Source organism: Bradyrhizobium sp. SZCCT0231 (assembly GCF_018130245.1).
GTDB lineage: Bacteria > Pseudomonadota > Alphaproteobacteria > Rhizobiales > Xanthobacteraceae > Bradyrhizobium > Bradyrhizobium japonicum_F.
Genome location: NZ_JAFCKP010000015.1, coordinates 1 through 12,794 on the forward strand (window position 1 = coordinate 1; position 12,794 = coordinate 12,794).

The following is a 12,794-nucleotide window of genomic DNA, read 5'->3' on the forward strand; positions in this document are numbered from 1 at the left end:
GGCTTCGCCAATGCTCCGGACACGGTGTTCGTCACCGGCTCGCAGCAGGAGACGGTCAAGACCTGGGGCTTCCGTGGCGCGTACACCCACAACTGGGATCCGTACTGGAACACCGCACTCTACGGTGCCTACGCTCAGGCCCAGTTCGGCACCCTCGCCAAGACCACGCTCTGCGGCGCTGGCGGTGCTGGCGGCGTGTTCGGCGGCCTCGCGGGTGTCACGGGTTGTAACCCTGACTTCGCCATCGGTCAGATCGGTGTCATCACCCGCTGGACTCCGGTCAAGAACCTGACCTTCTCGGCAGACTTCAACTGGACCCATCTGGACCAGAAGTATTCGGGCACGGCTGTTCTCAGCCCGGCTGTTAACACTGCCAAGCCGACCGCAGTGTATGAGCTCAAGGATCAGGACTCGTTCACCCTGCTCCTCCGCGCTCAGCGCAACTGGTAAGACCTGTCGAAGCATTTCGACCAGCACCCGGCGGGAAACCGCCGGGTGTTTTTTTGTGCGCATTCTGCGTGATATCCGACGCCCCTGTAGCCCGGATGGAGCGAAAGCGTAATCCGGGGCTGCTCCGGCATTTCGCACTGTCCCGGATTACGCTTTCGCTCCATCCGGGCTACAGGTCTCGGCCCTGTGTCGCCCTCTGTCAATCCAGCAACGTAAAAATATTCCGCTTTACCGAAATTCGGAAATGGCGTATGCATCGCCCATCCCGGCTCATTCTTGAGGGGCGATCGTGTGGTCGTCATGTTCGCGAGCTGGGCTTGCGGTGGACGCGGCAGCGTCGTGTACGAGAAGTGCGGGCAGGGCGGATTGCTCTCCGTGAGCCCGAAACTGCGTGCGGACGAACGGCGCTGTCAGGTTCGTCTCGTCTGTAAGTTTCCGGCTCCGTCGACGGGGCTGGGAAAACTGCGGCGAAATGGCGGGCCGTGCGTACGGCAAAACCGTGTGGTCCTGGCCGTCGTTGCTACGGTCAAGCTCTTGCGGAGGCGGTGATCGCGTCAACCGGCGCGGCGCCGGCGACTTTCGTGAAAGTGAGGGAGGCCAGAACGAACTCGGCTCCCGGGAGAGCATGGCATAAGCCGTCCGACCATCGCGCAGGGAAGGCCGTGTGTACGGCTACACCTGTATGCTGCTGTGCGGTTTTCTGCGTGTGCCTTTTGCGCAGCAGACCGCGGGTGCCAGTCTGCACCCGGCCTTCCCTGCGCCCTCTTGATTTAGAGGGTGGCGAGATTAAGCAAAGCTCGGGCGAATTAAGCCGCGAGACTGCGAAGGTGTGCCTGCGATTTGAATTCGAATGCGAAGAGCAATTTCGCTCTCGTGCCCCGGACGCAGCGCAGCGTCCCTTCGACGATGCGCTGCAGAGCCGGGGCCCATGTCTCCGAGAGCAATCCGTGTGCTTTTTGGGTCCCGGCTCGGCACTGCAACGCTTCACGCGTTGCAGCTTGTCCGGGACGCGAGAGTTGCCAACGATGGATGTTGGCACGGCCTCTCTCCGCTGGCCTTACCGATGTTGTCCGTTCCGACCCTGGACGCGCCTCACCCCTGGCTCGCCACGCGCGCGCGGTCGAGATGCTGCTCGATCTTGGGGCGGTCACGCGTGCGCTCGAAACTGGTGCAGAGCAGTTCGGTCTCCGCGAGCGAGATCGGAGCACGATAGAGCCGGCACATGAATTCGGCGGTTCCACGTCCCTTGCCGGTGCCCGGGCCGCGCTCTGCGAGAAACATGCAGTCCCGGCAGATGCTGGCATCGAGCCGCTGATGGGCGGCGTCGAGATGATTGAGGATCTCGCGGAGAGAGTCGCGCAGCCTGATACACTCGTCGGTTCCGAGCGCCGTGACCGCATTCACCACGTGGTTGATCGGGTCGTGCTGGCTCAGGCATTTCTCGCCCTGAGCGGTGACGTGCAGGACGACGGAACGCTTGTCCTCATGCGACGGCTTTCGCACCAGGAAGGACTTGCTCTCCAGAGTCTTCACGATCTGCGATGCAGTCGCGCGGGTGGCGCCGATGAAGCCGGCCAGCGCGGACGGGGTGCGCGAAAACCTGTTGGCGCGGCCGAGAAAGCGCAGCGCCATCCACTCCCGATCGCGCAATCCATGCTGATTGCCTTCGAAATACCAAGCCCTCGCCGCCTGAACCAGCAGCTCGACGGCTTCTCGCGCCAATGGCATGAATCTACCTCGTCCCCGGAACTTCGTCTGCGGCGTCCCGAAGCCGCTTCGCGCCTTGAGTGTCCGACCAGCATGTCGTGTCGAACTCTCGTTCAAAGGCACGGACCGCAACGCGTCGGATCTTGGCTGATGGGCGTCGCATCGTCCGGAGCGAGAGGTTGCGTCGCCGATGGCATGCCAACAGCGTCGTCGCGCGGGAGCCCGGGTTGCCGTCGCCGGCAGACGGTGGATCGGAGTAGTTCAACCGAAGCCCCCAAAGTTCAAGTCACAAGCAGACGTTTCTTGTATTCCGCGGAAACGATGAATGAGCTTCTCAACAAAATCAAGTAGAGACCCTCGCGGAGACTGGATGTCGTTGCAAGTGAATGTAACGTTCAAGGCAATCTCGCTGTTCGGGACACATGATGGTGAACGCAATACGCTGCCTACCGAGCAGCATGCGCTCAACTCCACGAAGGTTTGATTGCACGGCACGTTGTTGTCTGTCGTTGACGCAAATTGATCGAAGCTTGTGCACGACGATCATGTTTGCCGGCACGTCATCCACAACTTGTGCGCTCTGTCGGAGAATCGCCGGGGGAACTCACAGGAATTACACGTGCCGGTTGTTGTTGCCGTGCTTGCGGAACCGTCCGCTCGATCGCTTGCACCGCGGCTGCGCGTTGCGCTCACCCGAACGGTGGACGGGAATCACGACGGAAATCGGTGACGGATGTGCGCGCGCATGCGCTGGAAGCGTGGCGACATGCGCAATCTGCTGTCGAAAACCACGAGCAGAATGGACGGCGAGACGCCTCGCGCGCCGCCTCACGCTCTCCACCGGTCAGTCGCCCTTGAGCATGTCCCGGAGCTCGCGGAACGGATCGGCGCTCGGCGGAGCCGAAGCGCCTTGCCGCATCGCGCTGTAGATTCTCGGAACCATCTCGACCGCCTGGTCGAGGCCCGAATCACGCCCCGACTGATATCCACCCATCAGGCGAAGGTCGCGCGTGTCCTCGTATTTCGCGATCATGGCGCGCAGCTTGCTCACCAATTCGCGCTCCTCGGGGTCCCAGACGTTATGGGCGAGTCGGGAGACCGAGGCCAGAACGTCGACGGCTGGATAGCGCGCCTGGTCGGCGATGTGCCTGGAGAGCACGATGTGTCCATCGAGTGTGCTGCGAATCGTATCCGCGATCGGCTCGTTGTGATCGTCGCCGTCGACCAGCACGGAGAAGATCCCGGTAATCGTGCCGGAACCTTCCTCGCCGGGCCCGGCGCGCTCCAGGAGGCGCGGCAGATCGGTGAAGACCGTCGGCGCGTAGCCGCGCGCGACCGCGGGCTCGCCTGCGGCGAGCGCGACCTCGCGGGCGGCGTGGGCGAACCGAGTGATCGAATCGACCATCAGCAAGACCGATTCGCCGCGGTCACGGAAATATTCCGCGACCGCCATGGCCGTCTTCGGCGCCAGCCGCCGCATCATCGGGCTTTCGTCGCCCGTCGATACGATTGTGACGGCGCGGTGCCGGTCGGGACCCAGCACGTCCTCGATGAACTCGCGCACCTCGCGGCCGCGCTCGCCGACCAGGGCCAGCACGACGGTGTCGAAACCCTGGCTGCGGGCGAGCATCGCGAGCAGCGTCGATTTGCCGACGCCTGATCCGGCAAAGATGCCGACGCGCTGGCCGGCGCAGATCGGCGCGAACAGGTCGATGACGCGCACGCCGGTGCGCAGCGGCCTGTGCACGCGTGCGCGCTTCATGGCCGACGGCGCCTCCGCCTCCGCCGAGACCGCCCGGGATCCCTGGGTGAGGGGACCCTGTCCGTCCAGCGGCGCGCCGAGGGCGTTGATGACGCGGCCCTTCCAGCTCGGATCGGGCGCAAAGGACAGAGGCGGCATCCGGTAGGCGGCCGAGCCGAGCCCGCCGGCAAATTGCCGGTCGAACGGCTTGGCAACGATGCCGTCGCTGTCGATCCGCACCACCTCGCCGATCTGGCGCTTGCCGGCCGAATTGACGCCGATGAGCTCGCCGAGCCTGACGAAGCGCGACAGGCCGGAGACGCGGAAATGCGTCGGCGCGATCTCGGAGATCGCGCCGCTGACGCTTGCCATGGGAGTGCTCTGCTGAAGCTCCAGCAGCGCCCACTCGAGTTGCCGAAGAGCGTTCAAGGAAACCGTCCAACCTCAATCTCAATGCGCGCGAGGCGCAGTCTACTTGCCGGGCTCGCCGAGCGTCCGGATCGCGTTCTGGAGCGAGCTCTCGGTGCCCTCGATCATCGAGTTGGTGCCGTCGAAGGCACGCGAGGCCGAGATCAGCCGCGTCAATTCGAGCATCGGATTGGCGCCGGAACCCTCGACATAGCCTTGCTTGAAGCCGTCCCGGGAGAAATCGGCGATGGCGGTCGCGGGCCGGTCGGGTGTCACGCCGGAATTGCCGTAACGTTCGAGATTGGCGTCGGCCGGAATGTTGAACAGGCCGATGGTGCCGATCTCGTTGTTGTCCTGGGTGATCGCGCCGCTGCGCGCGATCGAGATCGGTCCGCCGTTCGGATCGAGCGTGATCTGCGCGCCGCCGGAATCGACGACGGGGAAGCCGCTCACGGTCTGAAGATCGCCGTTGGGGGCGATCTGGAGTCGGCCGTCGCGCGTGTAGACCGTGCCGTTCGGACCGGCGAAGGCGATCCAGCCCTGGCCGACCACCGCGACGTCGAGCGGGTTGCCGCTCTCGGTGATGTTGCCCATCTCGCGCGAGATGATGTTGTCGCCAGGCGAGGAGAACGCCACCGGGGTCGGCCCCGCCTTGGACAGCACGGTCTCGAACTTCACCACGTCGGTGCGGAACGCCGCCGTGTTGACGTTGGCGACGTTGTTGGCGATCGTCTGGAGGCGCTTTTCGAGGGCGACCTGCGCCGACAGTCCCACATAGAGAGCCGATTGCATGACTTACCTGTTGAACTTGATGTTCTGAAGTGTCGTGAGCATGTTGGTATCCATGCTGATCGACGTCGCGGCACCGGCGATCAGGACCAGCGCGGGATTGGTCGAGCTGTCGCTCTGGGCCTGGGTCGCATCCCACATCGCCGCAAAGCGCTGCACGAACTTGGTCACCTCGGCGGGGTCCTGGAAGTCGGTGAGGTTGATCTTGCTCGCGATCATCTTGGCCTGGGCATCGATATCGGCCGAGCTGATCGTCGCCGGCAGGCCGAGTGCGGTCTGCACCACCTGCGTCAGCGCCTTGTCCGCGAGGACCTGGTAGGCGGTCGTGATCGTGGAAGCCTTGCGGGTGAAATACAACGCCAAACGCAGGCCTTCGTTCTGATCGCCGGCCTTCTCCTCCATCGTCTGCGTGACGTATTGGGTCGCGGTGCCGGTCGTGGCCGCGGCGGTCTGGGTCGCCTTGTCGCCGAGGGCGGCGAAATTGAAGGCGGTTGCGAATTGCCGGTAGCGGGTGTCGGTCAGCTTGTTGGCGAAGGCGTCCTTGCTCGCAACCCCCTCGGTCAGAACCTTGCGCATGAACGCCTTGGCATAGGTCATGTCGCTGAGGCCATAGGCCTTCATCGCGTAGGAATAGAGACGATAGTCCTTCAGGAAATCGTCGATGGTCTTCACCTTGCCGATATGGCTGAGGAAATAATCGGTCTCGCGGCTGACGTCCGGCTGCTGTGCGACCTGCGTCAGCGACTTGCCCATGTCCTTGGTCAGCCTGGTATAGTCCGCGATGGTGGATAGCATGACACGCGCCCCTCTGGCCGCCGTTGCGACACCGCTTCAAGCTGCCGCCAATTGCTTGCGCGGGGCTGGCGAGGAAGAAGCCAGCTTCGCGCAAGCGTCGCCGACTAGGTATTCCCGGTGGGATCGGCGATGGAGCGGCGTGTTGGGCAGTTTCGTGGGGATTTTCATCACGGTAGCGGCGCTGCTCGGCGGCTTTGCCGCCATGGGCGGGCACTTGGCCGTGCTCATGCAGCCGTGGGAATTCGTCATCATCATAGGCACCGCGGTCGGCACCTTCATCGTGGCCAATCCGTGGAAGACGGTCGTCGACAGCGGGGTCGCCTGCATGCAGGCCATCACCAACGCGGTGCCGGGACAGCGCTACTACCTCGACCTGCTCGGGGCGCTGCATGCCCTGATGCGTGAGCTGCGGGGCAAGGGCCGCAACGAGGTGGAGGCGCATATCGACGATCCCTCGTCGTCCGAGATCTTCAAGGCATTCCCCAGCGTGCTCGGCGACCCCTCGCTGCTTCAGTTCATCTGCGACTATGTCCGTCTCATCATCATGGGCAACGCGCGCACGCACGAGATCGAGGCGCTGATGGACGAGGAGATCCACACCATCGTAAAGGGCAAGCTGGCGCCTTATCATGCGCTGGTGACGGTGTCCGAGGCGATGCCGGCGCTCGGCATCGTCGCCGCGGTGCTCGGCGTCATCAAGGCGATGGGCGCGCTCGACCAGTCGCCGAAGCTGCTGGGCGGCTTCATCGGCGCCGCCCTCGTCGGAACCTTCGCCGGCATCTTCCTGTCCTACGGCATCATTTCGCCCTTCGCGATCAAGATCAAGATGACGCGCGAGAAGAAGTGCCGGCCCTACATCATCGTCAAGCAGACGCTGCTGGCGTTCATGAACGGCGCCATGCCGCAGATCGCGGTCGAGCACGGCCGCAAGATGATCTCCAGCAGCGAGCGTCCCTCGATCGACGTCGTCGAGAACGAGACGATCGCAGGTCCCAAGACCGTCGTTGCCGATGCTGAACCCAAGGCGGCGCGCGCATGATGATGGAAGACGCCGAAGTCGATCAGCGCAAGCAGCTGCCGAACTACCTGCTGGACGCCGCCGGCATATCGATCGATCGTATGCCGATGCTCAATGTGATCTTCGATCGCATGGCCGCATCGTGCACCGACAGCCTGCAGCCGATGGCCGGAACGCCCTGCTATTTCTCGGTCAACGGCATCACCAACGACCGTGTCGGCGACATCATCAAGGACTACGAGGCCAACGCGGTTGCGGCGGTGCTCTATGCCGAGCAGTGGGACTCGCGCGTCATCATCATGCTCGACCGTGACTTCGTGTTCACGATGGTCGAGGCGATGTTCGGCTCCGACGGCGCCGAGCCGCCGCTCGACGTCGAGCGCTCGTTCTCGAACATCGAGCTTCGCCTGGTGCAGGCGCTGTTCGAACGGTTCGCCAAGGCGCTGCAATCCGCCTTCGCCGGCACCTCGAACGTCACCTTTCGCGTGGAGCGGGTCGAGACGGCGATGGCCTCGCTGGCGATCGGGCGCGCCAGCAACATGTCGATCTGCGCGAACATGATGGTGCAGGCACTCTACCGCGGCGGCCAGATGTTCCTGATCATTCCCCACTCCGCGCTCAACCCGCTGCGGCAGAAGCTTGCTCACGTCGTCGTCAGCGACGGCCGCGCGACCGATCCGCGCTGGCGCGAGCAGATGGAGAGCGAGGTTCACCGGACCGAGGTGACGCTGAGCGCGGTGCTCGACGAGAAGATGATTTTGCTCGAGGACGTCGTGAAATTCAAGGTAGGACAGGTGCTCGAGCTGGAGGCCACGCCGCGCACGCTGGCCCGTCTCGAAAGCAACAATCAGGTGCTGTTCTGGTGTCAGATCGGCCAGCTTGATGGCTATTACGCCATGCAGGTGGCAGATCCCGTCGATCAGAAGCGGGAGTTCGTCGATGATATCCTATCTCGTTGATGTCGTGCTGCTGATTGCGCTCGCCTTCACCAGCATGCGGGTGACCAGGATGCACCGCGAGCTGGCGCGGTTGCGCAGCTATCAGGGCGAATTCTCGACCATCGTGCACGAGACGGCGGGCGCCTTCGACACGGTCATCACCGCGGCGCACGATTCCACCGCAAATCTCGGACGGCTCGCCAACGTGCTGAGCACGAAGATCGATCAGGCCCACGAGGCGATCGCGGCGCTCGATGCGCGGAGCGGGCTCGCACCCGCCGCGACCGCAGGCGCCGACCTGAACAAGCATTGAAGCCGAAGCCGGCAGAACGATACGATCGGAACGCTACGGCGCTCCGGGAGCGGAAATACCAAGAGGCGATAGCAAATGGCGCAATCCTTCGACTATGAGTCTGCACCTGCATCGGCAGAGGCCGAGACGTCTCCGCTGGAGCGGCTGGCGGAGATCGCCCAGCGCACGGCCGAGGAGACCGGCAAGTTCGCTAATGTCGACGCCATCCTGCGCATTCCCGTCACCATGCAGGTGGTGCTGGGATCGGCGACCATTCCGGTGGCAAACCTGATGAAGCTCGGCCGCGGCGCGGTGGTTCCGCTCGATCACCGGGTCGGGGAGCCCGTCGATGTCGTCGTCAACGGCCGCATCGTCGCCCGTGGCGAGGTGGTCGTCGTCGAAGAGGACAATTCCCGCTTCGGCGTCTCGCTCACGGAGATCGTCGGACCGCTGGGGCAGGGTGATACCTGACCATGGCGGCACCGGTCGGCATCGCTCCCGTCAAGCAGCGAGGCGTTACCACGCTGGGCGGCACGGAAAAGGTCGCCGCGCTCCTGCTGGCGATGGGCCGGCAGGCGGCGGCGAGCGTGCTGCAGCAGTTCGAGCCGCAGGAGATCCGCATCGTCACCAAGGCGGCGGCGGAGCTGCGGCCGATCACCGCGCAGGAGCTCGAGGGTATAGTCGAGGAGTTCGCCCAGCAGTTCTCGATGGGCGCGAACATCCTCGGCACGCTCGGCGGTCTGGAGGCCGTGCTCGGCGACGTGCTGCCGGCCGACCAGGTCTCGCAGATCATGTCGGACCTACTCGGCAATTCGAGCCGGTCGGTGTGGGACCGCGTCTCGTCGGTGTCGGAGAACTCGCTGGCGAGCTACCTGTCCAAGGAGCATCCGCAGACCGCGGCGCTGATCCTGTCCAAGGTCAAGCCGGCCTGCGCTGCCAAGGTCATGAGCCAGCTGCCCTCGAGCCTGCGCAACGAGCTGATGCGGCGTGTCCTGAGCCTCAAGCCGATCGTCGACGACGCCATGCGCATCATCGAGAAGACGCTGCACGAGGACCTGACGCTGAACTTCGCCCGCAACCTCGGCGCCGACACCTACGCCCGCGTTGCCGACATCATCAACAAGATGGAACGCGGCCATATCGAGGACATGCTGAAGAGCCTGTCGGAGAAGCGGCCGAAGTCGGCCGAAGTGCTGAAGGAGCTGCTGTTCACCTTCGACGACGTGGTCAACCTGACGCCGAAGGCGCGCACCATGATCTTCGACCAGGTGCCGACCGATCGCATCGTCGTTGCGCTGAAGGGCACCGACAAGCATTTCCGCGAGCTGATCCTGTCCTCGGTCGCCTCGCGCGTCCGCCGTGTCGTCGAGCACGAGCTCGCCATCGGCGAGCCGTCCAACCAGCGCGACGTGCTGGAGGCGCGCCGCGTGATCACCGACCTCGCGCTTGAACTGGCGGAGAAGGGCGAAATCGAGCTCAACCCCGAGCAGGAGGATGAGCTGGTCTTCCGCTGACCGCTGAACGGGCATGGCAGAAACATCCGATCAGGAGAGCAAGACAGAAGAGCCGACCGAGAAGAAAGTCCGCGATGCGCTCGAGCAGGGCAAGATTCCGGTCTCTCGGGAGGCGTCCATTTTCGCCTCGATGGCCGCGCTGATGGTGATCCAGGCGTTCCTGATCGGCCAGGGCGTGCAGCAATTGACGCCGACGCTGAAGAGCCTGCTCGACGATCCCGAGGGCTTCCCGCTCAGCACCGGCGCTGACGCGCAGAACCTGCTCACCGTGGTCGGCCTCCAGGCCCTGCGGTTCCTGGTGCCGCTGGTCGTCATCCTGGTGGTGTTCGGGCTCGCCGCTTCGCTGCTGCAAAACGCGCCGCGCCTGGTGCTCGAGCGCATCAAGCCGGACCTGTCGCGAATCTCTCCGGTCAGCGGCTGGAGCCGGTTGTTCGGGACGCAGGGCCTGATCGAGTTCGCCAAGTCGCTGTTCAAGCTCGCCGCGGTGACCGCCGTCGTCGCCTTCGTGCTGCGCTCGTCCGAAGCGAGGGCGTTCGAGGCGATGTACACCGATCCGGTCGCGCTGCCGGAGATGATTCTCAATATCGCGATGCGCATAGTCTCGGCGATCTGCATCGCGACCATCGTCCTGGTGGCGATCGACCTCGCCTGGGCGCGCTTCCACTGGCGGCGCGAGCTGCGCATGACCAAGCAGGAGATCAAGGACGAGCACAAGCAGGCGGAAGGCGATCCGCTGATCAAGGCGCGCCTGCGCTCGCTGGCGCGCGACCGTTCGCGCCAACGCATGATCGCCGCGGCCTCGCGCGCGACGCTGGTGATTGCGAATCCGACGCACGTCGCGATCGCGTTGCGCTACAAGCGCGAGGAAAACGCTGCGCCGCTCGTGGTGGCCAAGGGCATGGACGTGATCGCGCTGAAGATCCGCGAAGTCGCCGAGCAGAACCGAATCCCCGTCATCGAGAACAAGGCGTTGGCGCGCGCGCTCTACGAGGCGGTCCAGGTCGATCAGGTGATCCCGGCGGAATTCTTCCGGCCCGTCGCCGAGATCATCTACTTCCTCCAATCCAAGCAGACGCCGCGGCCCGAGAAGGTTCAGTAGATTTCCGAGGATGGTGCTTCGCGCATCAGCTTGACGAAAGCTTAACACCCTAGGCTTGTCCCGAATGGATCAGAATGGGGCCGTCGTGGGACCGCTTTATCTCTTCGAACTCGCATCGTCGCAAGCGCGGTACCTCGAACTGCGCCAGTCGACCATCGCCACCAACGTTGCCAACGCCAACACGCCGGGCTTTCGGGCGCGCGACGTCGAGCCGTTCAGCAAGGTGCTCGACGGCATGCCGGTCAGGCTTGCGACGACGTCGCCGTCGCACATGCAATTGTCCGCAACCGAGACCGACACGCGGGCGACCGCGAAGAAGGACAGCTGGGAAGTGGTTCACTCCGGCAACTCCGTCAGCCTCGAGCAGGAAATGATCAAGGGCAACGACGTCAATCGCGACTATTCGATGAACGCGGCGATCGTGCGGTCGTTCCATCGCATGGTTCTGTCGAGTGCAAAGGCCTGAGGTGAACTGACATGCTGGACTCACTGAGCGCCTCTCTGACGGTCGCGAGCTCCGGGCTCGAAGCGCAGTCGACGCGCATGCGCATCGTCTCGGAGAACCTCGCGAACGCCACCTCGACCGGGCGTGCCGCCGGCGCCGATCCGTATCAGCGCAAGACCATCACCTTCGACGCCGCGATGGACCGCGCCTCGGGCGCGCAGCTCGCGAAGGTCAAGGAGATCGGGGTCGATACCACGCCGTACCGTGTCGAGTACGATCCGGGGCATCCCGCTGCCGACAAAGCCGGCTACGTCAAGCTGCCGAACGTGAACATGATGATCGAGATGGCCGACATGCGGGAGGTCAACCGGTCCTATGAAGCCAATCTCCAGGTCGTGAAGCAGGTGAGGTCCATGCTCGGCATGAGCATCGACCTCCTAAGGAGCTGACAATGCTTGAGGCGATTTCATCCACGGCGGTCTCCGCAGGACAGGCGGCGACCCGCGCCACCGAGACGCAGGCAATCTCGCCCGCTGCCACGGCTCCGATCCAGACTGGCGAAGATGTCGGCTTCGAGTCGGTGATGAAGCAGGTGACGACTGACGCGATCGGGACGTTGAAGGCGGGCGAAGCGGCGTCGATCTCGGCGATGCAGGGCAAGGAATCGACGCGCAAGGTCGTGGAGGCGCTGATGTCGGCCGAGCAGGCCCTGCAGACGGCGGTCGCGGTTCGCGACAAGGTCGTGCAGGCCTACCAGGAAGTCGTCCGGATGTCGATTTGATCTGAAGGAGTGAGATAAGTGAAATCGCTCGCCATTGCGGCCACGGGCATGAACGCCCAGCAGACCAACATCGAAGTCATCGCGAACAACATCGCCAACATCAACTCGACCTCGTACAAGCGGGCCCGCGCGGAGTTCACCGATCTGTTCTACCAGATGGACCGCATGCAGGGCGTCGCGAACGTCAACGGCTCCTCGCCGATCCCGGAAGGCGCCAATCTCGGTCTCGGCGTCAAGTCGGCGGCGATCCGCAAGCTGCACATCCAGGGCGCGCTGACGCAGACCGGCAACCCCTACGATATGGCGATCAACGGTCGCGGCTGGTTCCAGGTGCTCGGCCCGAACAACGAGGTGCAATACACCCGCGCAGGCTCGTTCAACACCAATGCCAACGCCCAGCTCGTCACGATCGACGGCTATCTGCTGGACCCTGCGATCACGGTGCCGCAAGGCACGGTCGAGGTCACGGTCAACCAGACCGGACAGGTGTTTGCCAAGCTCGACACGGAAGTGAATCCGCGGCAGATCGGCCAGCTCAACCTCGCCAATTTTGCCAACGAAGCGGGCCTCGAACCGCTGGGCGGCAATCTCTATCGCGAGACCACGGCGTCCGGCACGCCGGTCGTTGGTCTGCCGGGCGATGCCGGCTACGGCAAGATCAACCAGAAATGGCTCGAAGCCTCCAACGTCGACCCGGTCAAGGAAATCACCGAATTGATCTCGGCGCAGCGCGCCTACGAAATGAACGCCAAGGTCATTCAGGCCTCGGATGAAATGGCCCAGACGGTCTCGAAGGGCATGCGCTAGTTCCGGTGTC

At 64.0% G+C, this 12,794-nt stretch carries 15 protein-coding genes; 11 read left to right on the forward strand and 4 right to left on the reverse strand.

Annotation, left to right across the window (positions count from 1 at the left end):
- The coding region (locus JQ566_RS26680; protein ID WP_212377948.1) for a porin at window positions 1-450 on the forward strand (450 nt) is incomplete at its 5' end.
- Window positions 451-1,542: 1,092 nt separating this feature from the next.
- Here JQ566_RS26680 and JQ566_RS26685 read toward each other — a convergent pair.
- The 4 genes from JQ566_RS26685 to JQ566_RS26700 form a co-directional block, all read right to left on the reverse strand.
- Window positions 1,543-2,178, reverse strand: coding sequence for a MarR family winged helix-turn-helix transcriptional regulator (locus JQ566_RS26685; RefSeq protein WP_212377950.1), 636 nt, complete (start codon window positions 2,176-2,178; stop codon window positions 1,543-1,545).
- 823 nt (window positions 2,179-3,001) lie between these two features.
- Entirely contained in the window at window positions 3,002-4,327 is a 1,326-nt protein-coding gene (gene fliI / locus JQ566_RS26690) for a flagellar protein export ATPase FliI (RefSeq protein ID WP_212377952.1), read from the reverse strand.
- Between the two features lie 42 nt (window positions 4,328-4,369).
- A complete protein-coding gene (gene flgF / locus JQ566_RS26695) occupies window positions 4,370-5,098 on the reverse strand; it encodes a flagellar basal-body rod protein FlgF (protein ID WP_027572807.1) in 729 nt (242 codons plus the stop codon).
- A gap of 3 nt (window positions 5,099-5,101) precedes the next feature.
- Complete coding sequence (locus tag JQ566_RS26700; RefSeq protein WP_212377954.1) at window positions 5,102-5,890, reverse strand: DUF1217 domain-containing protein; 789 nt, start codon at window positions 5,888-5,890, stop codon at window positions 5,102-5,104.
- Window positions 5,891-6,032: 142 nt separating this feature from the next.
- Between JQ566_RS26700 and motA the strand changes: the two genes are divergently transcribed.
- The 10 genes from motA to flgG all read left to right on the forward strand — a co-directional run bounded on the left by motA (window position 6,033) and on the right by flgG (window position 12,784).
- Window positions 6,033-6,929, forward strand: a complete 897-nt coding sequence (motA, locus tag JQ566_RS26705) for a flagellar motor stator protein MotA (RefSeq protein WP_212377956.1) — start codon at window positions 6,033-6,035, stop codon at window positions 6,927-6,929.
- Window positions 6,926-7,867: a flagellar motor switch protein FliM gene (locus JQ566_RS26710; protein WP_212377958.1), complete on the forward strand. Its 942-nt coding sequence runs from the start codon at window positions 6,926-6,928 to the stop codon at window positions 7,865-7,867. Before motA ends, JQ566_RS26710 begins: the two co-directional genes overlap by 4 nt.
- Window positions 7,848-8,159: a hypothetical protein gene (locus JQ566_RS26715; RefSeq protein ID WP_027572803.1), complete on the forward strand. Its 312-nt coding sequence runs from the start codon at window positions 7,848-7,850 to the stop codon at window positions 8,157-8,159. Before JQ566_RS26710 ends, JQ566_RS26715 begins: the two co-directional genes overlap by 20 nt.
- Window positions 8,160-8,234: 75 nt before the next feature.
- The gene (fliN, locus tag JQ566_RS26720; RefSeq protein WP_027572802.1) at window positions 8,235-8,609 is read left to right on the forward strand and encodes a flagellar motor switch protein FliN; all 375 of its coding nucleotides are present in this window, start codon (window positions 8,235-8,237) and stop codon (window positions 8,607-8,609) included.
- A 2-nt stretch (window positions 8,610-8,611) separates the two neighbouring features.
- A complete protein-coding gene (locus tag JQ566_RS26725; protein ID WP_157281925.1) occupies window positions 8,612-9,652 on the forward strand; it encodes a flagellar motor switch protein FliG in 1,041 nt (346 codons plus the stop codon).
- A gap of 13 nt (window positions 9,653-9,665) precedes the next feature.
- Complete coding sequence (flhB, locus tag JQ566_RS26730; RefSeq protein ID WP_212377960.1) at window positions 9,666-10,751, forward strand: flagellar biosynthesis protein FlhB; 1,086 nt, start codon at window positions 9,666-9,668, stop codon at window positions 10,749-10,751.
- 64 nt (window positions 10,752-10,815) lie between these two features.
- A complete protein-coding gene (flgB, locus tag JQ566_RS26735) occupies window positions 10,816-11,217 on the forward strand; it encodes a flagellar basal body rod protein FlgB (RefSeq protein WP_212377962.1) in 402 nt (133 codons plus the stop codon).
- Between the two features lie 11 nt (window positions 11,218-11,228).
- Window positions 11,229-11,645, forward strand: a complete 417-nt coding sequence (gene flgC / locus JQ566_RS26740) for a flagellar basal body rod protein FlgC (protein ID WP_172786962.1) — start codon at window positions 11,229-11,231, stop codon at window positions 11,643-11,645.
- Window positions 11,646-11,647: 2 nt separating this feature from the next.
- Entirely contained in the window at window positions 11,648-11,977 is a 330-nt protein-coding gene (fliE, locus tag JQ566_RS26745; protein WP_212377964.1) for a flagellar hook-basal body complex protein FliE, read from the forward strand.
- A gap of 18 nt (window positions 11,978-11,995) precedes the next feature.
- Entirely contained in the window at window positions 11,996-12,784 is a 789-nt protein-coding gene (flgG, locus tag JQ566_RS26750) for a flagellar basal-body rod protein FlgG (protein WP_212377966.1), read from the forward strand.
- Window positions 12,785-12,794: the final 10 nt, after the last annotated feature.